The organism is Gimesia sp., assembly GCF_040219335.1.
In the GTDB taxonomy this organism is placed as follows: Bacteria; Planctomycetota; Planctomycetia; order Planctomycetales; family Planctomycetaceae; genus Gimesia.
In genome coordinates, this window is sequence record NZ_JAVJSQ010000005.1 from 232,065 (window position 1) to 251,420 (window position 19,356).

20 protein-coding genes are annotated in these 19,356 nt (G+C 47.2%); 10 read left to right on the forward strand and 10 right to left on the reverse strand.

From position 1 onward, the window contains the following. Positions 1-7: 7 nt before the first annotated feature. From RID21_RS04935 to RID21_RS04945, 3 genes are all read right to left on the reverse strand, one after another. On the reverse strand, positions 8-640 hold the full coding sequence (locus RID21_RS04935; RefSeq protein WP_350187447.1) for a sigma-70 family RNA polymerase sigma factor: 633 nt from the start codon (positions 638-640) through the stop codon (positions 8-10). Between the two features lie 192 nt (positions 641-832). Next, a complete protein-coding gene (locus RID21_RS04940; protein ID WP_350187448.1) occupies positions 833-1,483 on the reverse strand; it encodes a hypothetical protein in 651 nt (216 codons plus the stop codon). A gap of 251 nt (positions 1,484-1,734) precedes the next feature. Beyond that, positions 1,735-2,733, reverse strand: a complete 999-nt coding sequence (locus RID21_RS04945; RefSeq protein WP_350187449.1) for a PP2C family protein-serine/threonine phosphatase — start codon at positions 2,731-2,733, stop codon at positions 1,735-1,737. 482 nt (positions 2,734-3,215) lie between these two features. On the opposite strand from RID21_RS04945, the gene RID21_RS04950 reads away from it, so the two are divergent. The 5 genes from RID21_RS04950 (at position 3,216) to RID21_RS04970 (ending at position 5,594) form a co-directional block, all read left to right on the forward strand. Next, complete coding sequence (locus RID21_RS04950) at positions 3,216-3,782, forward strand: general stress protein CsbD (RefSeq protein WP_350187450.1); 567 nt, start codon at positions 3,216-3,218, stop codon at positions 3,780-3,782. 54 nt (positions 3,783-3,836) lie between these two features. Beyond that, positions 3,837-4,139: a hypothetical protein gene (locus tag RID21_RS04955; RefSeq protein ID WP_350187451.1), complete on the forward strand. Its 303-nt coding sequence runs from the start codon at positions 3,837-3,839 to the stop codon at positions 4,137-4,139. A 47-nt stretch (positions 4,140-4,186) separates the two neighbouring features. Then, a complete protein-coding gene (locus RID21_RS04960; RefSeq protein ID WP_350187452.1) occupies positions 4,187-4,669 on the forward strand; it encodes a hypothetical protein in 483 nt (160 codons plus the stop codon). Between the two features lie 213 nt (positions 4,670-4,882). Then, a complete protein-coding gene (locus RID21_RS04965; RefSeq protein ID WP_350187453.1) occupies positions 4,883-5,338 on the forward strand; it encodes a phage holin family protein in 456 nt (151 codons plus the stop codon). A gap of 40 nt (positions 5,339-5,378) precedes the next feature. Continuing rightward, positions 5,379-5,594, forward strand: coding sequence for a hypothetical protein (locus tag RID21_RS04970; RefSeq protein WP_350187454.1), 216 nt, complete (start codon positions 5,379-5,381; stop codon positions 5,592-5,594). Between the two features lie 52 nt (positions 5,595-5,646). Here RID21_RS04970 and RID21_RS04975 read toward each other — a convergent pair whose 3' ends face one another. Further along, positions 5,647-7,206, reverse strand: a complete 1,560-nt coding sequence (locus RID21_RS04975) for an alkaline phosphatase family protein (RefSeq protein WP_350187455.1) — start codon at positions 7,204-7,206, stop codon at positions 5,647-5,649. Between the two features lie 331 nt (positions 7,207-7,537). Here RID21_RS04975 and RID21_RS04980 point away from each other — a divergent pair, with 331 nt between their 5' ends. Then, positions 7,538-8,125: an ANTAR domain-containing response regulator gene (locus RID21_RS04980; RefSeq protein WP_350187768.1), complete on the forward strand. Its 588-nt coding sequence runs from the start codon at positions 7,538-7,540 to the stop codon at positions 8,123-8,125. Positions 8,126-8,141: 16 nt separating this feature from the next. Here the strand turns inward: RID21_RS04980 and RID21_RS04985 are convergent, their stop codons facing one another. The 6 genes from RID21_RS04985 to RID21_RS05010 all read right to left on the reverse strand — a co-directional run bounded on the left by RID21_RS04985 (position 8,142) and on the right by RID21_RS05010 (position 12,436). Next, entirely contained in the window at positions 8,142-8,417 is a 276-nt protein-coding gene (locus RID21_RS04985) for a GlsB/YeaQ/YmgE family stress response membrane protein (RefSeq protein WP_145038191.1), read from the reverse strand. Between the two features lie 53 nt (positions 8,418-8,470). Continuing rightward, positions 8,471-9,832 carry a DUF2254 domain-containing protein gene (locus RID21_RS04990; protein ID WP_350187456.1) on the reverse strand — a complete coding sequence of 454 codons (1,362 nt, stop codon included), beginning with the start codon at positions 9,830-9,832 and terminating at the stop codon, positions 8,471-8,473. A 203-nt stretch (positions 9,833-10,035) separates the two neighbouring features. After that, positions 10,036-10,947 (reverse strand): PRC-barrel domain-containing protein, encoded by a 912-nt coding sequence (locus RID21_RS04995; RefSeq protein ID WP_350187457.1) that lies wholly within the window; start codon positions 10,945-10,947, stop codon positions 10,036-10,038. Positions 10,948-11,136: 189 nt separating this feature from the next. Then, positions 11,137-11,340 carry a CsbD family protein gene (locus RID21_RS05000; RefSeq protein WP_350187458.1) on the reverse strand — a complete coding sequence of 68 codons (204 nt, stop codon included), beginning with the start codon at positions 11,338-11,340 and terminating at the stop codon, positions 11,137-11,139. A 77-nt stretch (positions 11,341-11,417) separates the two neighbouring features. Continuing rightward, positions 11,418-11,609 (reverse strand): hypothetical protein, encoded by a 192-nt coding sequence (locus RID21_RS05005; RefSeq protein ID WP_350187459.1) that lies wholly within the window; start codon positions 11,607-11,609, stop codon positions 11,418-11,420. Positions 11,610-11,722: 113 nt separating this feature from the next. Next, entirely contained in the window at positions 11,723-12,436 is a 714-nt protein-coding gene (locus RID21_RS05010) for a PRC-barrel domain-containing protein (protein WP_350187460.1), read from the reverse strand. Between the two features lie 729 nt (positions 12,437-13,165). Here RID21_RS05010 and RID21_RS05015 point away from each other — a divergent pair. The 4 genes from RID21_RS05015 to RID21_RS05030 all read left to right on the forward strand — a co-directional run bounded on the left by RID21_RS05015 (position 13,166) and on the right by RID21_RS05030 (position 19,333). After that, positions 13,166-14,641 carry a sigma-54-dependent transcriptional regulator gene (locus RID21_RS05015; protein WP_350187461.1) on the forward strand — a complete coding sequence of 492 codons (1,476 nt, stop codon included), beginning with the start codon at positions 13,166-13,168 and terminating at the stop codon, positions 14,639-14,641. Between the two features lie 439 nt (positions 14,642-15,080). Further along, a complete protein-coding gene (locus RID21_RS05020) occupies positions 15,081-15,248 on the forward strand; it encodes a DUF1328 domain-containing protein (RefSeq protein WP_145181643.1) in 168 nt (55 codons plus the stop codon). A gap of 150 nt (positions 15,249-15,398) precedes the next feature. Continuing rightward, on the forward strand, positions 15,399-15,677 hold the full coding sequence (locus RID21_RS05025; RefSeq protein WP_350187462.1) for a hypothetical protein: 279 nt from the start codon (positions 15,399-15,401) through the stop codon (positions 15,675-15,677). A gap of 236 nt (positions 15,678-15,913) precedes the next feature. Then, the gene (locus RID21_RS05030) at positions 15,914-19,333 is read left to right on the forward strand and encodes a PAS domain S-box protein (protein WP_350187463.1); all 3,420 of its coding nucleotides are present in this window, start codon (positions 15,914-15,916) and stop codon (positions 19,331-19,333) included. Positions 19,334-19,356: the final 23 nt, after the last annotated feature.

Sequence of the window (19,356 nt, forward strand, 5' to 3'; positions counted from 1 at the left end):
AGTCTGATCATTCAATAATACCGGGTATTTGTACCAGAATGGAGCGCAATCTGGTTAATGCTCTGAAATATCTCATGCTGGCTGTCTTAGGTTCGATTTCGAGTACTTCGGAAGCCTCCAGATTGGACAGTTCTTCAAAATGTCTCAGGACCAGAATCTCCCGGTCGATTTCGTTCATACTTTCCAGGGCTTCATGTAACTGTTGGGCCAGCTCTTCTTTGAGGGCTGCCTGACTGGGGGAAGTTAAATCTCCCAGGAGAACATCTGCGATCTGAAACGAGGTCGAAGCAGAAAAGACTCGTCGTTTCTGCTTCGCTTCGCGGCGGACATCACGCTTTTGTGCACCAAGATGCCGACGATGTACGTCGATCAATGTCTGACCGACGATGGTCCGCAGCCAGATAAAAAACGTTGTGGCCGGATCGTTAAGATAATGTTCAATCCGGGTGGCAGCATCCAGGTAGGCTTCCTGCAGAATATCATCTGCATCAACACGTCCGAGCAGACGATGATCGAGACGAAAATTGACAATTCGCCATAACCGATCGCGGTAGCGGTCATATTCGTTCGCTAAAACACCCTCCGGATTTTCTTTCAGCCGTTCCAGAAATTCCTGGAGGTCTTCCTGCTCTTCCAACAAAAATCTGTCCTCCCGAATAGTAACTGTTTAATCTGAGGCCTGATTCTAGTCGAATGCTTCCCGAAACAACAAGTCGCGTCTCAGATTCGAAGAGAGGGATTACAACAATCCCACAGGCCTCGGGGGGCAATGAGCAGACGAGAGGCGATCCGTAACTCTTACGAATGATTCAAGCTGTTTGACGGATAACATTTAGAACTTTGCCAGAAATTCAACTCGGGCTCCGGAACCGACGCCCCGGGATTCCTGTTTGGAAACAAAGCTGTCCAGCAGCATGATCCAGTGCTGTCCGATCGCTTTCTGATAACGGATCCCACCAGCAATCGCACCATTGTTGGGCCCTTCCGTATTCTTACGGCCCCCGATTTCAAATATCAGCTGCTGTCTGGTTTTATCGTAAAACAACTGATATCCCAGGCTTCCACCCGCGGCATTCGTTGCCTGGTTACTCAACGCAGCTCCGTATTGACCGAGGCCTGATGCGGCATACAAAATTCCCACTTGTCCCAACGGCCCCCCAGCCAGTGTCCCTCGCGCGGGAGATGTAAACTGGTCTATTGCCAGAAAGGCATTGAAGTAAACCAGATCATTGGAGTGATGTGGTGTCAGTGAGATCTGGCTGAACAGCAACTCCCCCTGTCCAGAAGCGGTGGTTGCACCTTCGTGGGGAAACGATGCCTGTACATGAAAGGAAGTGTTATAGGTATTGTGATACCCGTGCAGCCGCTGGATGGAACTGATCCCAAAAGCGGTGTTGCTTCCGAATTGCTGATTGCTGGAATGAACAGTGGCGACGTCCGCGTTGATGGTCTGGGCGGACGTCAGCGATGTGAAAGCTGTCATTCACTGGATTCGACGGGAACCGATTTCACATCCGTTTTGAGATCTCAATTCTTCACGAGAGACAAAGCAGGTATCTCCTGGGAAATTGTCGACGATCCACAACAGGTCTGTACCAGTGGATTTCGGTCAGTCGCAAGTCCTGTGCCACCTGTCATAATCAAACGACTAAAATCCAGAGCTGTCTCCAATGTCATCATTATCACGTTCACGGTAACGGAAAGAGACAGCCCTAATGATAGCAGACTTATTGATCATGGTTGTTGTGGCCCTGGCTCACTAACTGCAGGCGTCTCTAAAATTCCCTGATTCTGCTGTTGCTGTTGCTGTTGCTGTTGCTGGTGCTGGTGCTGGTGCTTAGCCTTGCTGTCGATATCCGTTTTCATCTTGAGTTCTCCACTCATTGCAACCTCCTGGTCACCCATATCGAGAAATCGAGCAACGATGACCGTCATGTTGTCTGTCCCATCGCAGTCCTGAGCCTGATTGATCAATTGAATACAGGTTTCATCGGCCATTAAGCCCCCGCTTAGAATTTCTGTTAGTGAACTTTCAGGAACCTGTCTGGTGAGGCCATCAGTGCAGAGAAGCAGCGTGTCTCCCGTTTTCATCTCTGTTTGGGTTATTTGCGGATTGATTTCTCCATTGGGATCTCCTCCGATTACATTGTAAGGCATTTCCTGCCAGACCTCGGGGATTTCTCCCACCCCCAAAGCTCCCCGGTTAACTAACCGTTCGGTGAGGTTGTGATCCTGCGTGATCCGTGTTAGATGAGAGTCTCGGTAGAGATAGCAGCGATTGTGACCCACGTGCACAATGTTAAGTACAGGCCAGATGAGGTATCCCAGAGTCAGTGTCACTTCCATTCCCAGCCGCTCAGGAAGTTCCTTGATATCAGACTCAATTCGTTCCTGACACAGTCGAACTGCGTTAAGGCATTCTTGTTGGATCTGAAGAGCTGCCTCTGAATCACACTCTAGAAACCAGGGCATTTCGTTTAAAAAATAGCGAATCAGATCATCGGAAACGAGTCGACTTGCGAACTCGCCAGTTCCTGAATCTCCCATACCATCTGAGACCAGTAATAATTTGGCTAACGAGTTTCCATATAAACGGGAGTAATTATCCAGGCTCAGGCTGTTTGCGTGTAACCGCATTGATTTCTCCAGATCTGCTATCAGAAACTGATCCTGATTAACGGTCTGACGAGAACCGATCTTGGATAAACCAAAGCAGTCCATCTTACCACTCATTCTGTTTCTCCTGTTATAAGGCAGATAACTTTGTCGCTCCGGAGCCTGGAGTACATTCTGAGGGGATAATCAGGGAATATGCCGAATCGACGTCAGTATCGAATTCAGCAGACCATCCGATTGCAGACCTTTTTATTGTTAGAAGCACATCGCATTCCTAATCGCTCGCCTTCAACAGATCTACTGTAAATGGATTGCGGAGTAGAGCTAAGTGCTGCCCAGCTTTAAAGCTAAGTACCTTAAGGAATGGATGTTTCCTGATAAACAGGATACATGTACGGACGAAAAGCCTGGTTTCTGGCTGATTGAGGGAGTTTCAACATGAAGATTGATCGATCTAGAGACAATCTGGCTTACAGGCGACCAATTCTCCATGAATTCGGTGAAGACTTGTTTTGCATTCTCATGTAAGAGGGAGACACGCTATCTGGCAGAAGACCACTGCAAATTCAGTCCGTATCTGTAAATAGAGATGATACTCAATGGACGTATTCATTACTTTTCGGACTATGGCACACCACTTGCGACACTTTGAATTCAGGATATTGTTTCAAGAAAACAGTTCAGCAGAATTTGATTACAATTCTAAGGAGCGAGATATGGTTACTCGAGAAGAAATACGCGGTCATTGGAATGAATTGAGAGGTCAGATTGAAAAACACTGGAATCAACTGAGCCCTCACGATCTGGATGGAGTCGAAGGAGAGACTGATCAGTTGGTGGGAAAAATCCAACAAAAAACCGGACAGGCTTCTACTGAAATTCGACAGGAGCTGGATTGTATCGTCGACGATATGTCCAAGTCAGCTGCCCGTGCTACCGAAAAGCTGGGGGAAAACTTTGAGAACACGGTCGATAAAACTAAAGAACAGTTTCAGCATGCCTCCGAAGCGGCTCGCGCACAATATGAGCACTTAAATGAATCCATGCACAAAGGGTACCAGCAGGCGGAACAGACTCTGAGAAAAAATCCAGTAGAATCGGTTGCGGTTGCTTTTGGGACTGGTCTGATCGCAGGAGTTATTGTGAGTCTGGTCTGGCGTCGTTAAGAACCACGGTCCTATGCAGTAGTCAAACCATCCAATTGACATCAGGAGGTAAGGATGATTCATCAATACGATGATCTTGAGATACGCTCACAGCAGAGAGCGAAGTCCGTAACCGACAAAGTTGAGCAGGAGTCTGCTTCCGGTATGTGCCAGTATGTTGAAGAACAGCCCGTAAAATCAGTTTTTATTGGTTTAGGCGCAGGTCTTGGAGCAGGTCTGTTACTGGGCGCCCTCTTCAGGGAATCAACCAGATATCTCTATCATGAACCTGGTATCGCTGAACGGGTTGGTAATCAAGTTAAAGATTCCTTGTCTGAGATCTTTCCCAGTTCGTTAAAAAGTCATTTCAGATCCTGAGGCACGAAACTAGTCGCAGACTGTAAGCTTTAACTGAGGGGGGAGTGATGAATCACGGGGGGCCAGGTCGCAGTGCGGAAGAGATCAGCCACTCCATGAAGCGGTTGCGGAATGAGCTTGATGGCGATGTGCATCAAATCAAGCAAAGTGCTGCGACCCTTTCTGACTGGCAGTATTATATCAGGAACTATCCTTGGATGAGTCTGGGAGGTGCAGCGTTAATTGGTTATCTGCTTGTGCCTAAAAGGCTAGAGATCCAGAGCCCCGATGCTGAAACGATCGAAAAACTGGCCCGTAAGAACCGGCTGGTTGTCGAGAATCAGCCTCGGAAACATGCTTCCAGAGGGGGGCTACAGACAGTTGCCTCGTTTGTAACCCGATTGCTTGTAAAAGCAGCTACCGCACAGTTAATGCACCATTTTGCCAATGGTATTGCATCACAAGAGCCAGCAAGTTCCTTTGCCGACTCGGAAAGCAGTTCTAACGGGGCAGGTGAGCATTTCAGCAGAATTATGGGCGATAGAGATTAAATTGAGGGCGTTACAAATGTTAAAATATCAGTTGTATGATTCCAGATTATCAAAACATCCATTGAGAGATGTTACATCAACTACGTGGAGATCCGGTAATCCAGTTGATAATGATTCTGCCTTAAATGGTGCAGATTCAGCTATTCGTCGACAGATTTCCAAACATCCAGCAATTGCACTCAATGTAGGTATTGCTACAGGATTCCTCCTGGGATGGCTGGTGAAGCGATGATACGTAACAGCATGAATAATCAGTCGCCAGATATAAGAGGTGGATTCGGCGATCTGATAGCAGATTTGATTTCACTTAGTGAACTCCAGATTGAACTTTTAACCATTGATTCCCGCGATGCCCTGCGCAAATCTATCTACCCTTTAATCCTGCTCTGCCTGGGTTTAGGCTTGATCGTTGGCGCCTTTCCCGTGATGTTGTTTGGCATGTCCTGGTGGCTTAGTGAGGTCACCAGTCTCAGTCTGGCGGGGAGTTGTCTGATTATGGCTCTGTTGTCGTTGGCTGGGGCTGGATTACTTTTCTATCTGGCCCGAAATGGGCTGGTCCACAGTCTGGGATATTTCAAACGAACTCGAGACGAGCTACGCAGTAATACGCAGTGGATAAAGAAAATTCTTTCTGAGAAGCAGTGTTATCATCAGACGTCAACCAGGTGATGCAGAAGTCTGTATTACGCTTTAGTTAAGGATAGACATTATGAATATGAACGCCACCAAAACTCAAAATGCTTCAGACTATAATCAGAATCGTTCTCCGGTCACCGGCGAGTTACCCAGGCAAGGTGAGCCATTAAATCCCTCTGACGATTTCATTGAATACGTTTCGGCTTACGCCCGCCAGAAACCCGGCACTGCAGCTCTATGGTGCTTCGGAGTAGGGTTTATTCTGGGCTGGAAGCTTAAGCCCTGGTAAGAATGACTCTTCGCTTTGAGGGCTATCCCAAACAGGGGCTCGTTCAAAAAATTTAATCTTGCCGGGGGTATGGTTCTAAGATCGCACTTGCCCCCGGCTTTCTAAATGACTCGACTCCCAGTATTTGTAGACAGATGGGAGTAACATCAGTTAACCGAAGGTGCTCTGGTAATTCAAAGTCAGAAGGCAAACCGGCGGCTATCAAGGGAGCCGTCGAGTCCAGGCAGTGCAAGGATCCGTGTGAACCAGAGGGGTTACATTTCAGATCTGGCAGACAAAACTCCTTCCCGAGTCGGGCAGTAATCCATATATTTCCAGTCTGCTGTGAGAAGCATGTTGCAATTCGCTCAAAGGCATTGGGGTACGTTTCAAATGTGATCAAACCGTCGGAATCGACTTTAGCATCAACGGCTTCCAGATTGCCTTCCCAGAGCCAGGGGGTCCCATAGCAGTCCACTCCATCTCGTTTCTTCTTTACAGCTGGCTTGAATACCAGTTGCCCCCGGTCACTGGTAACGACGTGGAAGCCTGGCTGTTTACTTCCGTTTAGTCCATGGTCATCATCACACCAGATGACTTGATCGATATCCAGGCACTTCAGCAGACATTGAATCACATCACGTCGATGCTCCCAGATTCCGGACTGCAAATAGATCTGGGCAGATCGCATGTTAGGACAGACCATTAATTCTTCAGAGTTACTCCAGGGTTTACCCGCTGTCACAAGTTGAAACTCCTGAAGAACTTCATTCAGGTCAACTCCAGAGTCAGCATCCAGATCGCTTTGCGAATGATCACCTGTGATCAGGATGGCAAATTCTTCCAGAAAACGCGTGATTCCGCCCTCAGATTCGATCAGGGAGCCCAGAGTTTCATCAATAGCCTGGAGAATGTCGACTGCGTAAGTCGGACCTTTCTCATGACTGACAAAATCATTATTGGGGAAATAGGCCAGAGTGAAATCCGAGAAACACTTCTGCTCGCTCAGAGCGAGCAGGTAGTCAGCCGTGGTATCGTCGTGAAATCCAAATCGATAGGAGACTCCACCGCGAGCAGAGGGCAGGGATCCATAGAGGGCAGTAGAGACAAAATCACCCAAAAACATTGTATGGGGACCCTGCATACTTTCGGCCAGTTCCACGCCCGGTGCCAGTTTTAGCAATAGTGGTGTTGTGGTTTCGTGTGTAACAGTACCTCGATACCACATATAATTGATGACTGCATCGGACAACGAGCCATGCTGTTCTATCAGCTCAAAGATCGTGGGGACCAGAAGGCGTTCCATATTCAGTTTGATCTGAAAATCGTTGAGATACTCTCCCATCCCCTCGTTCATGATGGCTGTCAGGTCGGATCCAAAAAAGGCAACTTCATCCTTGGTCCGGTCATACCAGTAGGCGCCGGAAATTCCGTGTTCAAACGGGTATGCTCCTGTGGCTATCGTGCAGGTTGCAGCGGGCGTGATCGAGGGGAAAATGGAAGTACATTCCGAGCGAAATACTCCCTGATCTGTCAACTTGGACAGATTCGGAAGCCAGCCCTGTTCCAGTGCGGGTTGGACAACACGTGTTGCCAGGGCATCGATGACGATAAGTAGAACTTTTTTTTTCATTTCTGGACTGTCTTTCCATCCATTTCAGCTGGAGCCTCTGTCTGCAGTATATCATTCTCTTCTACAGGTTGAGACTAGTTTTTCGTTCCGTCAAGAGTAATCGAAGTCAGAATAAATTAAGTGCAACTGAAATGCCGTTTCATTAAAAATGAACAGTATTGTGAGTAATATCAGGTTAGATTTCAGGCTGTCTCAGCGGCAAATTTTAAATTTAATTCGTCGGGTATGGCTTCTAATTAGATGTTCTGCTCTAATATGCTCTAGTTCCAATCATAGTCTGAATGAACTTACTGTTTAGCGGGCCATAAAAGCAGGATTCACAGTAATGATCATGGAATCTCTTCAGATTCTCATTGCACATAGTAATCAAAAAACTCTGTCAATTATCAATAACGCGGTTTTAACGCTCGGTCATAAAGTGGTCGATACTGTTGAAACAGGCGAGGCGCTGGTAAAATTTAGTGAGTCCCACCGACCCGATCTGGTGATAAGTGGTGTCAGGATGCCGGACCTTGATGGGATCCGGGCACTGACACTCATCGGCTCAGAAACTCCGGTACCCGGAATCATCGTCACTCCCAAAAGTGATCTGGAACTGGTAGAGACTGCGGCACTGGATCATATCATGGCCTGGCTGGTGGAACCAATTCGGACTGTTGATCTGGCACCAGCTATTCTGCTGGTTCATCGCCGCGCTCAGGAATTTGCGGAACTTCGTAAAGAAAATCATGATTTACGTACGGCCCTGGTAGATCGGAAAACTATCGAACAAGCTAAGGGAATTCTGATGAAATCTGCAGGTCTGGATGAAGGGGAAGCCTTCAAAAGGTTGCAGAAAATGGCATCGCGCAAACGAATTCGCTTGATTGAAATGGCGCAGGCTGTCATCCACGCAGAAGATGCCATCGATCTTAAGTAAGTTGTTTTCCTGATCCTCATTTACCTCGAAATGAGATCAGGCTGAGCACAGCTACAAAAAGCGAGGCCCCGATAATTGACCATAGAATCGGAAACGGTTGATCGCCAAATTGAACCGTCAGTAATTCCGGTAATCCCAGCCCCTTCGACATCCAACTTCCCAGTAAGGCACCAATGAAACCGAGTGCGATCGATGTCAGGCAACCCCCGCGAGAGTAACCTGCCAGAGATTGTCCTATGCCTCCACAAATGGCAGCGACAATCAGCAATATGAGCAGTTCAAAGATTCCCATAGTTTTGTTTCCTTTTAAGTGCTTCAGTCAAAGTGTGCTGGCATCTTCAAGTTTCATGACTGCTTGTCCTGATCCAGGATTTCCGATAACTGCCGATACTTTGAACGGAAAGTTTCAAGATCTTGTTTTACAATATGCTGGTCGACGTACGCAGTCTGGAGTGCTTCAGCTTCACCACGGATGGCATGAATATCGTCAGGGCGACTGGCATGATTGGTGATTTCAGTCAGTGCTTTCAGTATAGTCAGAGAGACGGCAGTGCTGCTGGCACCATATTCACGAATCTGTCCAAATGACTGAATCAATACTTCGGGAAAATCATCTGCCTCTGTGATCAGAACCCTCGCGACTGAATCATCGTCGCGACGAATCCGCACCGGTACTGACCGTTCAACCAGACGTCCCAATGCCCCTCCGAGTCTGTCGATACAGCTCATCGCTGTAAAAGGATCGTTAATGCCTGGTGACAGGGCTCGCAGTGCAATCTCAACCAGTTCGCGAGCGGCATATCCCACATCCTGACGCGGAGTTCGTCGAGGGCCGACAATAATGACGCGATTCACCGAATTGATATAAGATGTAGTCATGTCCTCCGTCTTTTCTGTATCCCGTGGCAACCAGATCCGGGCCAGCAGCTTTTCCCGAGTCACGAAGTCCCCCGGTTTGCATAGAAGCTCAACGACGCCTTCAACTTCACATGCCAGGGAAACCAGGCTTTCACCATCAATTCCCTCGATATAACCTTCCGCTTGAGATGCGACTGTAATGTTGTTATCGCTTAACTCTGCACGAAGGTCCTCAATGCTGAGTCTGGATTCTTCTTCATCGGGACGTTCACCGATCCGTTCCGGAAATAGTCGATCTACGGCGAGATCCAGGTCGCGTGCTACCGCAGTGACGATTGTGGGAGCCTGAATGGCTGTCGCAACATGGTGGATAAACAGGATTAACATCCCCATACAGATTAATCCCAGAATTAATCCAACGGCCGTACCCAACTGTGGAGTGAAGACATCCGTACCATTTTTACCTTCGCGAACGGTCTGAAGCACGAGCATGCAATACAGGCTCGTTCCCACATACTGACCGATGACAAGGTCTGCGATACTGTCGCTCATGACGTTACGCACGAGTCTTGAGCCGAACTGTGAGGAAGCAATCGACAGAGTTAAAACCGTGATTGAAAAGACGACGCCGGCCAGTGCAATCGTGGCACCTGCCACTGAGGAAAGAGTAGACCGAGCTGCTTCTGCTGTGGTTGAAAACCAACTCAGTTCTCTGTTAGAGCTGGCAATCATCTCATCCAGCTGACATGTCCCCATTGCAAGTGCAATTGCGAATAATGACATAATTGAAGGGACAAACCAGAAACTGCTGCGAAAGGAATCCCATAAATTTGCCAGACGTGCTCTCATAAGTTGGAAGAACTCCTCAGAAGGATTAGCCTGCCGTGTCTATTTTCATTTATTGGCAGATCGGTTTAGCGTCAATTTCTATAAATAATATTCTAAGGTGCTGGTTTGGAGTTGTGACAGTAAAAAAAACGCTGCAGTCGACAAATCGACGGCTGCAGCGTCAGTTTCTAAACCAGATTGTCTGGTTCAGTTGTGGACTTGATTCAGCTATCAATGCCCACTTTCATACCCTGGTCTTTTTGTTTTTTAACAAACAGGAACTGTTCGATGAGAGATTTCCGGTAGACAGGATCTGTAAAATCCGGCCAGTGATCCCGGTCAAATCCCTGAATCTTCGTGAGCTGGTGATTAGACATCTTCAGTACCAGATTCTGCTGATTATCATTTTTCAAGTTGGACTTCACCTGTAACGCCTGGAAAGGAACTGCAAAAAGCTTGTTTCCATTGGTGGTATGATCATTCAGAGAGGCAATAATATAACGTGCTTTGCGATGAGCCGTATCTAGAATGATCTCTTCCACTTTGCCAATTTGATGATCTTCTGCATTTAGAACTTTTAAGTTTAAAAGCTGATTGGCCCGGATGACCGCATTTGATGGTGGTACTTCCTGATCACGATGGACCTTGTAGCGAAGATCAAGTTTTTTGAGGAATTCCTGGTCTGCAAAATCTGGCCAGTGATCCTGCTTAAATCCTGCTGCTCCATCAAGCTGTTCCTGACTCACTTCCAGCAGAAATCGATGATCTTGTTTGCAATTATTATTCGGCAAAACTGTTAATGCCTCGAAGGGGACGGCAAACATTTTATTTCCGAACCCCAGAAAACCGCCATAGGTTACCGCAGCGTATCGGATTTTGCCGTTCTTTGAATCGAGAACAAAATCATTGATCTCTCCAATATCCTGTTGTTTCAGATTCGTAATACCTTTATTTAAAACTGATCCGGCCCTGAGGAATGTGCAGTCTTTCGTAAGTGGTTTACTGATCTTTCCTTGACTGTCCGAATGGTCCACTTTCGGGAAATTGGATTTATTCTGAGCGTGGCCACTTCCGGTCAATAAAACTGATCCGATAATGATGGCGATCGCTCCAGTGATCACTGTGACGGGCTTCATGATATTTCTCCCTGGACTAACCTGGTACTGAGCTGATCTCGGAGTACTCGAAATCTCTGAAACCAATTCAGTTAAAATGGCCCTACTGTCGGAGAACAACTTTCCAGGCTTAGTTCGTATTAAATATCAGCCAGGTGGAAAGTGTACCCCGACAGGATCACTGCTGTTTTTGATATGGCCCGCCATGCATCAGCAGTGACATGACGATTCAAATTGGTTTACCTGCTCCTCGGCTTCATCTTTTGCGATGCCGTAGTGCTCTTGGATTTTGCCGACCAGTTCATCTCGTTTTCCATCAATCTGGTCGAGTTCATCATCAGTCAGTTCTCCCCATTTCCGTTTGGCCTGACCTTTGATCTGTTTCCATTTTCCTTGTAGAGTGTCACTATTCATCTCAAATTCCTCCAATTTCTAATTTTTGAAACATCTGGCGAAATACATACTTCGCCGATTAAGAACGAGTCACCTTCCTATTCTTTTTTATTGAGCTCGACTCCAACCGAGCCATCACTTTTGTCTCGCTCGATTTCGAGCTCGCCGGATGGGGTTTCCACATCCAGAACTTTTTCTTTTTGTTCACACCCGGCCAGGGTGAATGATGAGTAAACCATCAGCATCAGAGCCAATGTGTTTAAACTAATTTTAAAAATTGAAATTTTCATGAGATTCATCCTTCTAAATGTAGATGCCTCAGTTTCGATGCGCGCAGTGGTAGCCACTCGAGCACACAGGGGTTAAGCAAAAGTTGCTTACAAGCATTCAGACGCAGTTAGAATCACCAGTAAGTGGGTCTTCCATAAAAGTCATAAAGCTGAACTTCATAAGCGCGGTTGACAGGTAGTCGCGGATCATAAACTGGCGCATCACTAACCTGTTCTTCTGTCAGATCGACGTGAGCTTTTTTATCCTCCCACGTAAAATGCGTGATCCAGTCGAATGCGATAATTACTTTTTTGCCAGGCAACCAGTTTTGAGTATCGATCACCAGATACCGCATGGTCCAGCTTTCGGTATCTACAATCAGATCATCTATATGGCCTAACGTTCCTTCCATACACTGAATGTGATAACCAATAACCTCTTTTACGCTACGTAGGTGAGGGTTTCCGTCCAACTCCACAACCTGTGTTTGAGATGAGTGATGATCCAGACCGGAGTCGGAATGCCCCCAATACATAGGCCAGTTGAAGTGAGACGAGAGTGCGACTTCCTTCTGCCGGGACACAGGAAGGTCGTCCTCCAACGCCGGAGAAGTTTCGATATTCTCCTTGGATAAGACTGTTGGCAATTCACGTGTATCAAGATTTGGCTGATCAATGGCTACTGGGGAAACCAGTACTTTTCGCCCCGGCAGCCAGTTTCCCGTGTCGATTACAAGATAACGGACGATATTAGACTCATCATCAAAAAGAAAGTCTTTAACGGTACCGCACTCGCCGTCTGTGGCCAGCACGTGATATCCATTAAGTTCATTGGTACTGCGAAACATTTGTGTCTCCTTTCCTGACTCTACCTGTAGTCGGAAAGCAGATGGCGTGCCAAATCTGGTCAAATCATTGGGTGGCACATGAGTATGTTTGGATTCCATAGAGGATTCTCGCTGTTTTTTAGAGATATCAGGATTTAAAAATAATTCCTGATGTGTTCCGTTTGCCTGCGCAAAACTAATTTAAATTTTGTTCTATCGACTGCTGGCAAACCGGACTGCTTGAAGAACAGCCAGATTTGAGATGGACCGGTCGAGCGATAAAAAAAGCCCTGCAGCGCAGTAATGTAATGCGCTGCAGGGCTGTCATAGGCCTGCTTATGATGTGTCTTTTGGACAAATCTTCTCTATTCCCAGTCTAACAAGACTGAGTCGTGAGTCAATCCACTAAAGTTTAGTATTAGACAGATCTCAATTTGATTGTCTTGTCTAGGCTCACCTCACGCTTCAGTACAGGACTGAAAAGTAATTCATACTACACAAGGATGAGCCCAACTATTTGATTCGGACAAAAGAGTGCTATAATGGTTTTAAATTTCAGCTGAAATGGATCCTCTGTGAGGCTTTCTGGTCTCGAGAGATGGGAATTCATTCCCTGAAATATGGGCCAGACAACACTTTAGTCATTAGAAAAGCAGGGCTAGGGCTGACTGGATTTAATAAATACTGAGTCCATCCGTATTTTGTTCAAATCGATCCCCATCATTCTTGCTGACAATGGAATAATAAAAGATGCCAGAAGCACTAGTGGTTGATGATGATCGTACTATCCGCGAGATGGTACGCAGTTCTCTGAGTAAAATTAACGTTGATATCATCCAGGCAGGTACTGCTCAGGAAGCGCTTGAGGCAATCAAAACTGGTTCTCCGGAAGTGGTACTGCTTGATATCATGCTGCCGGTCGTGTCCGGACTGGATGTGTTTCGAGAAATTCGTGAGTTGGATCGCAGGCTGCCAGTGCTCTTCATTACCTCTTCCAGTGAAAGCAATGTTGCGATTGAAGCAATGCAGCTGGGAGCGTTTGACTATCTGCCTAAACCATTGGATCTTCCCAAGCTGAACGATCTGGTTTTGAAAGCGATCGAAAACAGGCGATTGATGAATATTCCTGTGGCCCTGCCTGTGGGAGGAAAGAAACGGAGTAGCGGAGATCAGTTTGTCGGTCGCAGTCCACAGATGCTGGAAGTCTTCAAGTCCATCGGACGTGTCGCCTCGGAAAATGTTAATGTACTGATTCGTGGTGAAAGTGGTACCGGGAAAGAGCTCGTCGCCAGAGCCATTTACCAGCATAGCCCTCGCTCTGAGGAATGCTTTATGGCGGTAAACTGCGCAGCTCTGACAGAAACTCTGCTGGAAAGCGAACTTTTTGGCTATGAAAAAGGAGCTTTTACAGGCGCTGATCGACAGCGAATTGGTAAATTTGAGCAATGTAATGGCGGTACAATCTTTCTGGATGAAGTGGGGGACATGTCACAGCTCACCCAGGGGAAAGTACTGCGGCTGTTGCAGGAACAGAAGTTCGAACGCGTAGGTGGCAATAAGACGATTGAAACAGACGTACGTATTATTGCTGCAACTAATCGAAACCTGGAACAGATGGTGAAAGACGGCACGTTTCGAGAAGACCTCTTTTATCGTCTGAATGGAATGACTATCTCGCTACCTCCTCTCCGGCTACGAGGAAACGACATCGCTTTGCTGGTTGAACACTATCTCAACGAAGCGTGTTACGAAATGGGGCGGACCGAGATTGAGGGGATTTCCTCTGAAGCCCTGGACCAGTTGTTACAATATCGCTGGCCAGGGAATGTGCGTGAATTGCAGAGCGTAGTGCGTCAATCTCTCTTGAACAGCACCAGTCCGGTAATCGTTCCCTCTTTTCTTCCTGATGAAGTATCCAGTCAATTTAGATCAACTCCCGAAGTTTTCCAATCAGAAGATCCCCTGGACGAAGACCCGGCATTGCCGCTCTCAGATCTTCAACTGTTTGTCGATCAGAGGCTTGCAGCGCAAACCAAAGACCTGTACAGCGAGACTCTGGAAACGATGGAGCGTTATCTCTTAACCCGTGTTCTAAATGAAACAGGGGGAAATCAGACCCGCGCTGCAGAGATCTTGGGGATCACGCGAGGCAAAATTCGTGATCGTATCGCGCAATTTGGAATTTCCCTCGAGAAGACAGTCAGCATTGATGAGAATGGCAGTTAACTCCTGCCATAAGCAGATTGACTTCAATGAGACCTGGCGCAGGTTCTGATAAGGCTGTTAAATTCTCAAGCAGCCTGATTACTCCCCTTTCAAAAGCGGTGGTCGCTGACCAATCACGATATCCATTGAACAGATCGATTATCGACCGCTTTCTCGCTCTCCACATACTCTATTCAACAGACAGTCTAAAATTGCATGAGGTTAACCGACTGCAAATTAGGGACTTAAGTGGAAAATTGTTTTGTGGACTAACTCTGGCATAGCACTTGCTTATTCAACATTTATCGCAACAACGCGATTGAAAATGTGAAAAGTAAATTATCTGAGCCAGGAATTTTACCTGGTCGGTTGGCACCGGCAGATTAAGCGGAGAGCCTAACCGGATCAGAAGCAAAATTCTGGTTTCGAAAATTGGCCTGGATTCTGAAAGGGTATCACCATGTTAAGTTGGGCATTGATGTTTCTGATTATTGCACTGATTGCGGGACTGTTTGGGTTTGGACTGGTTGGTGGCATGGCCTATGGTGCAGCTAAAATCTGCTTCTTCATCTTCCTCGTGCTGGCGATTTTCAGTTTGTTGACCGGTCGACGGGTTCCGACTGACTAGTTCCTGAACAGGTATTTAAAACAGTCGATTAATAATCTGCTGGAGCACTCAACCGACGGCATGTTTACGAATGTGTCGTCGGTTCGTGCGCTATGGTAGTTCCCGGTAGTGTAGTTCCCGGTAGTAGTGAGAGGCCAGGAGAAAAGAGCTGTGCGAAATTCAACTGTAATTATCTTGATCATCGTAGCTGTAGTTGCGATGGCCTTTGGGGGCTGGATTTCATTTAATGATAGCGGGGAGAAAGCCAGCTTCACAATTCACAAGGAGAAAATTAAGCAGGATACTGAATCTGCAGTAGAGCAGGGAGAAAAGCTTGTGAATAAGGCGACAAGTAAAAGTCAGGAGTTGATTCATCAGGGGGCTCAGGGCCAGTCAGCAAGTGAAAATGTATCTGACACAGAGGAAACTGAGCCTGCTGCCTCCCCTTAAAATTTCAGTGTAAAAATTCAAAGTCTTCAATTCGCACTTTCATAGTCAACACAACTCATCTTTTAGAATCTAAGCAGGCTTCTCGACTGATAAATGTCTGAAGATGATCCATTTCAACTTCACCTCACCAATTTAGTAGAATATGCGTCTGGAATTTGATAACTTCATTTGAAGTCCACTTCCCTGGTTTATCGTTTTGAATCAATCGAAAAATGCTATGAAAGTATAAGCTACGCATGGTTCCTTCCTCGTCGAATGAGAATGTCCCCAATTCAGCACTCTGGGCTTCTGATGAACAATTGCAGAAGATTATCGATTCTGCTCTGGATGCTGTCATTACGATGGATATGGAAGGGCTGGTAGTTGACTGGAATCGACGTGCGGAAGAGATCTTTGGCTGGTCTTACGATGAAGCAGTGGGGAATCCTCTGGTTGATCTGATCATTCCGGAGCAGTATCGTCTGCAACACCTCGACGGTCTGAGACTTTTTAAATCGACAGGCAAGGGGCGAGTCATCAACCAGAAGCTGGAGCTAACCGCTCTCAGGCGGAATGGTCACGAGTTTCCTGTGGAACTGATGGTTACCAAAGTCGACTGGAAAGAGCAGACGATATTTAATGCTTTTGTTCGTGATGTCTCGGATCGCAAAGAAGCGGAACAGTTAATTGCACGGGAAAAGCTTGAGGCTGCGCTTCTGCAACAGGCCAGTTTTGCTTCATCGACCATTGATGCACTGGAAGATGCCTTAAGAATCTGTGTCGCTAATCTCGGCGAAATTTCCGGCTGGCCTGTCGGGCATGCATTCCTCATGAATCAAAATGGAACCCAACTCGTTTCTTCGCGGATCTGGCATTTTTCCAATCGAGATAATTTTCGATCGCTGGATGAGGCCTCCCAGCAGCTCAGTATTTCACGTGGCGAGGATTTGCCCGGACAAGTCTGGCAACGCGGTGAACCGGTCTGGATTACAGATATTGAGCATGATCAATCGCTTCACTCCCCTCGCGACTTCTCGTCACTGGGGGTCCGCTCTGCATTTGGATTTCCCGTGAAACTCGATGGCGAGGTTATTGCAGTCGTAGAATTCTTTAATACGCGGCTGACAACCCCTGATCTGAATCTATTGGCACTGGCACGTGGCGTAGGAAACCTGATCCGCCATGTTATTGAACGTGTGCAATGGCAGGAAGAACGGACTCGACTGGCCGCGATCGTAGAGTCTTCAGGAGACGCCATCATCGGCAAGGCGCCCGATGGCACAATCACTTCCTGGAATAAAGGTGCTGAAGAAATTTATGGCTGGCTGGCGGATGAAGTTATCGGCGAGACAGTGTCAGTTTTATTGCCCCCCGGGATGGCTCGTGAGGAATCAGAGATTCTGGAAGCAATGAAGACGGGACGTCGCCTCGATCAATTTCAGACACGACGGGTGAGAAAAGATGGTTCGATCATCGATGTTTCCATATCCGTTTCACCAATCCGTGGAATGGATAACCAGATTGTAGGAACTTCGGCCATTGAGCGAGATATCACTGCACGCCGACGACGAGAAGAGGAGCTCAGCAAGGCACGCGATGAAGCAGAGCAGGCAACCCGCACACAAAGTGAGTTTCTGGCAAACGTCAGTCACGAGCTGAGGACACCCATGAACGCGATTCTGGGAATGCTTGAACTGACTCTTCAGGAAGACTTAACTCCGTTAAAACGGGACTACCTGCAGACAGCAAAAGACTCCGCCGACTCACTGTTGCTTCTGGTAAATGACATTCTGGATTTCTCACGACTTGAGGCGGGTCGCTTTGAGCTGGAGCCCGTTGCCTTCAATTTGAGAGAACTTATTGATGAGGCAATCAAAACGCTCTCTCTCCGCGCCTGTGAAAAAGGGCTGGAGGTAATCTGTCGCATTGATCGGCGTGTGCCGGCGCGCGTCATAGGAGATCCGGTCAGGTTGAGACAGATTTTAACTAACCTGGCAGGTAACGCGATAAAATTTACCGAACAGGGTGAAGTCGTTGTTGATGTCAAGTTTATCGAAGAATCAGTCTATTCTCCTGCAGATGGTCGATCTGCGATTGAACCGATCATCGGCAAACATACTGAAAAACAAGTACTTCTGGAATTCAGTGTGTCGGATACCGGCATCGGTATTGCACCGGAAGATCAAGAGCGGATCTTTGCTCCATTTGCTCAAGCGGATGCTTCTACAACCAGACATTATTCAGGAACTGGCTTGGGACTGGCAATTTGTCACGAACTAATCAGCCTCATGAAAGGCCAGATGAAACTGAAAAGTGATCTGGGACAAGGTAGCCGGTTTTCATTTCAGGTCGTATTCCCGGTTGCTGATCCGGAAGAAATAGAATTCTCAGGAGAGAAGTCGCGCGTATCTGAGTTAAAAGATCTTCCCGTACTGGTGGTAGACGACAACCAGACGAATCGTCTTATTTTAGAGGAAATGTTGTCTAACTGGTCAATGTCTCCCACCCCTGTAGAATCCGCGAAAGAAGCATTACAACATCTCAACTCAATCCAGGAAACTGAGACAGAGTATCCTCTGGTAATCGTTGATGCGCTGATGCCCGAAACCGATGGTTTTATGCTGCTTGAGAAAGCTCGGGAAGAGGGGCTGCTTGATACGGCCACTATTTTGATGCTTTCATCAGCAGATCATCAGATATTCGGAGAGCGGTGTCAGGGGCTCGATATCTCGGCATTTCTGGAAAAGCCAATTTCCCAGTCTGATTTACTAGATGCCATTATGACCGCATTAAAAGGACCACAACTCGAGAGAAATGGTGTTGTGCAGATTAGCGAGACCAAACAGTCACTGCGTATCCTGGTAGCGGAAGATACACCTGCTAATCAGAAAGTGATTACAGCAATACTCAAGAAGAGGGGGCACCAGTGTGTCATCGCCAATAACGGACGCGAGGCTGTGGAATGGGTACGCAATGATACCTTCGACGTCGTATTAATGGATGTGCAGATGCCAACCATGGATGGTCTGCAGGCGACAAGAATGATTCGCGAATATGAAGAGGAGTCCGATGAGCATATCCCGATTATCGCGATGACTGCTTATGCTATGCGGGGTGATCGTGATAAGTGTATCTCTGCAGGGATGGATAATTATATCTCGAAGCCAATCGATGCCCCCAAGCTCATCAGGCTGCTGGAGCGTCTGGCGTCAAAATACCCGCGCCAGTCTAATCTTAACTCTACGATTACCAGAGAAGAGTCAGGCTCCCCTGCTGATCCATCAGGCAGGAAATCGGAACAGACTCTAGCTGATTCCTCAGGTATAGTTTCAACTCAGCCTGTAATGGATATGAAGGCTGCACTGGACCGTGTGGGGAATGATCCCGATCTACTGAACTCGATGGTCGGATATTTTTTTGAGGATGCACCTGGCTTGGTTCAAGAGATCTCGAAACAGAATCAGTCGGGAGATGCAGATGAACTCGCGCGTGCAGCACATAGTCTTAAAGGGCTCTGCGCCAACTTTAATGCAGATGCGGCAGCAGGAGCTGCGAAGGTGATCGAAGAGATGGGGCTTCAGGGAGATTTGCAAGGGGTCCCCGATGCAATTCCTGCCTTGGAATTGGAAATTGAACGTCTCACCAGTGAATTGACGAAATGGCGATCAGAACTCTGATCTCACTTGTCGGATTTACAGGT

Coding starts and splice junctions, on each gene's coding strand:
- RID21_RS04940 (WP_350187448.1), bottom strand. CDS start 1,483: ATGACAGCTTTCACATCGCTGACGTCCGCCCAGACCATCAACGCGGAC.
- RID21_RS04945 (WP_350187449.1), bottom strand. CDS start 2,733: ATGAGTGGTAAGATGGACTGCTTTGGTTTATCCAAGATCGGTTCTCGT.
- RID21_RS04950 (WP_350187450.1), top strand. CDS start 3,216: ATGGACGTATTCATTACTTTTCGGACTATGGCACACCACTTGCGACAC.
- RID21_RS04955 (WP_350187451.1), top strand. CDS start 3,837: ATGATTCATCAATACGATGATCTTGAGATACGCTCACAGCAGAGAGCG.
- RID21_RS04960 (WP_350187452.1), top strand. CDS start 4,187: ATGAATCACGGGGGGCCAGGTCGCAGTGCGGAAGAGATCAGCCACTCC.
- RID21_RS04965 (WP_350187453.1), top strand. CDS start 4,883: ATGGCTGGTGAAGCGATGATACGTAACAGCATGAATAATCAGTCGCCA.
- RID21_RS04970 (WP_350187454.1), top strand. CDS start 5,379: ATGAATATGAACGCCACCAAAACTCAAAATGCTTCAGACTATAATCAG.
- RID21_RS04975 (WP_350187455.1), bottom strand. CDS start 7,206: ATGAAAAAAAAAGTTCTACTTATCGTCATCGATGCCCTGGCAACACGT.
- RID21_RS04980 (WP_350187768.1), top strand. CDS start 7,538: ATGGAATCTCTTCAGATTCTCATTGCACATAGTAATCAAAAAACTCTG.
- RID21_RS04985 (WP_145038191.1), bottom strand. CDS start 8,417: ATGGGAATCTTTGAACTGCTCATATTGCTGATTGTCGCTGCCATTTGT.
- RID21_RS04990 (WP_350187456.1), bottom strand. CDS start 9,832: ATGAGAGCACGTCTGGCAAATTTATGGGATTCCTTTCGCAGCAGTTTC.
- RID21_RS04995 (WP_350187457.1), bottom strand. CDS start 10,947: ATGAAGCCCGTCACAGTGATCACTGGAGCGATCGCCATCATTATCGGA.
- RID21_RS05000 (WP_350187458.1), bottom strand. CDS start 11,340: ATGAATAGTGACACTCTACAAGGAAAATGGAAACAGATCAAAGGTCAG.
- RID21_RS05005 (WP_350187459.1), bottom strand. CDS start 11,609: ATGAAAATTTCAATTTTTAAAATTAGTTTAAACACATTGGCTCTGATG.
- RID21_RS05010 (WP_350187460.1), bottom strand. CDS start 12,436: ATGTTTCGCAGTACCAATGAACTTAATGGATATCACGTGCTGGCCACA.
- RID21_RS05015 (WP_350187461.1), top strand. CDS start 13,166: ATGCCAGAAGCACTAGTGGTTGATGATGATCGTACTATCCGCGAGATG.
- RID21_RS05020 (WP_145181643.1), top strand. CDS start 15,081: ATGTTAAGTTGGGCATTGATGTTTCTGATTATTGCACTGATTGCGGGA.
- RID21_RS05030 (WP_350187463.1), top strand. CDS start 15,914: ATGGTTCCTTCCTCGTCGAATGAGAATGTCCCCAATTCAGCACTCTGG.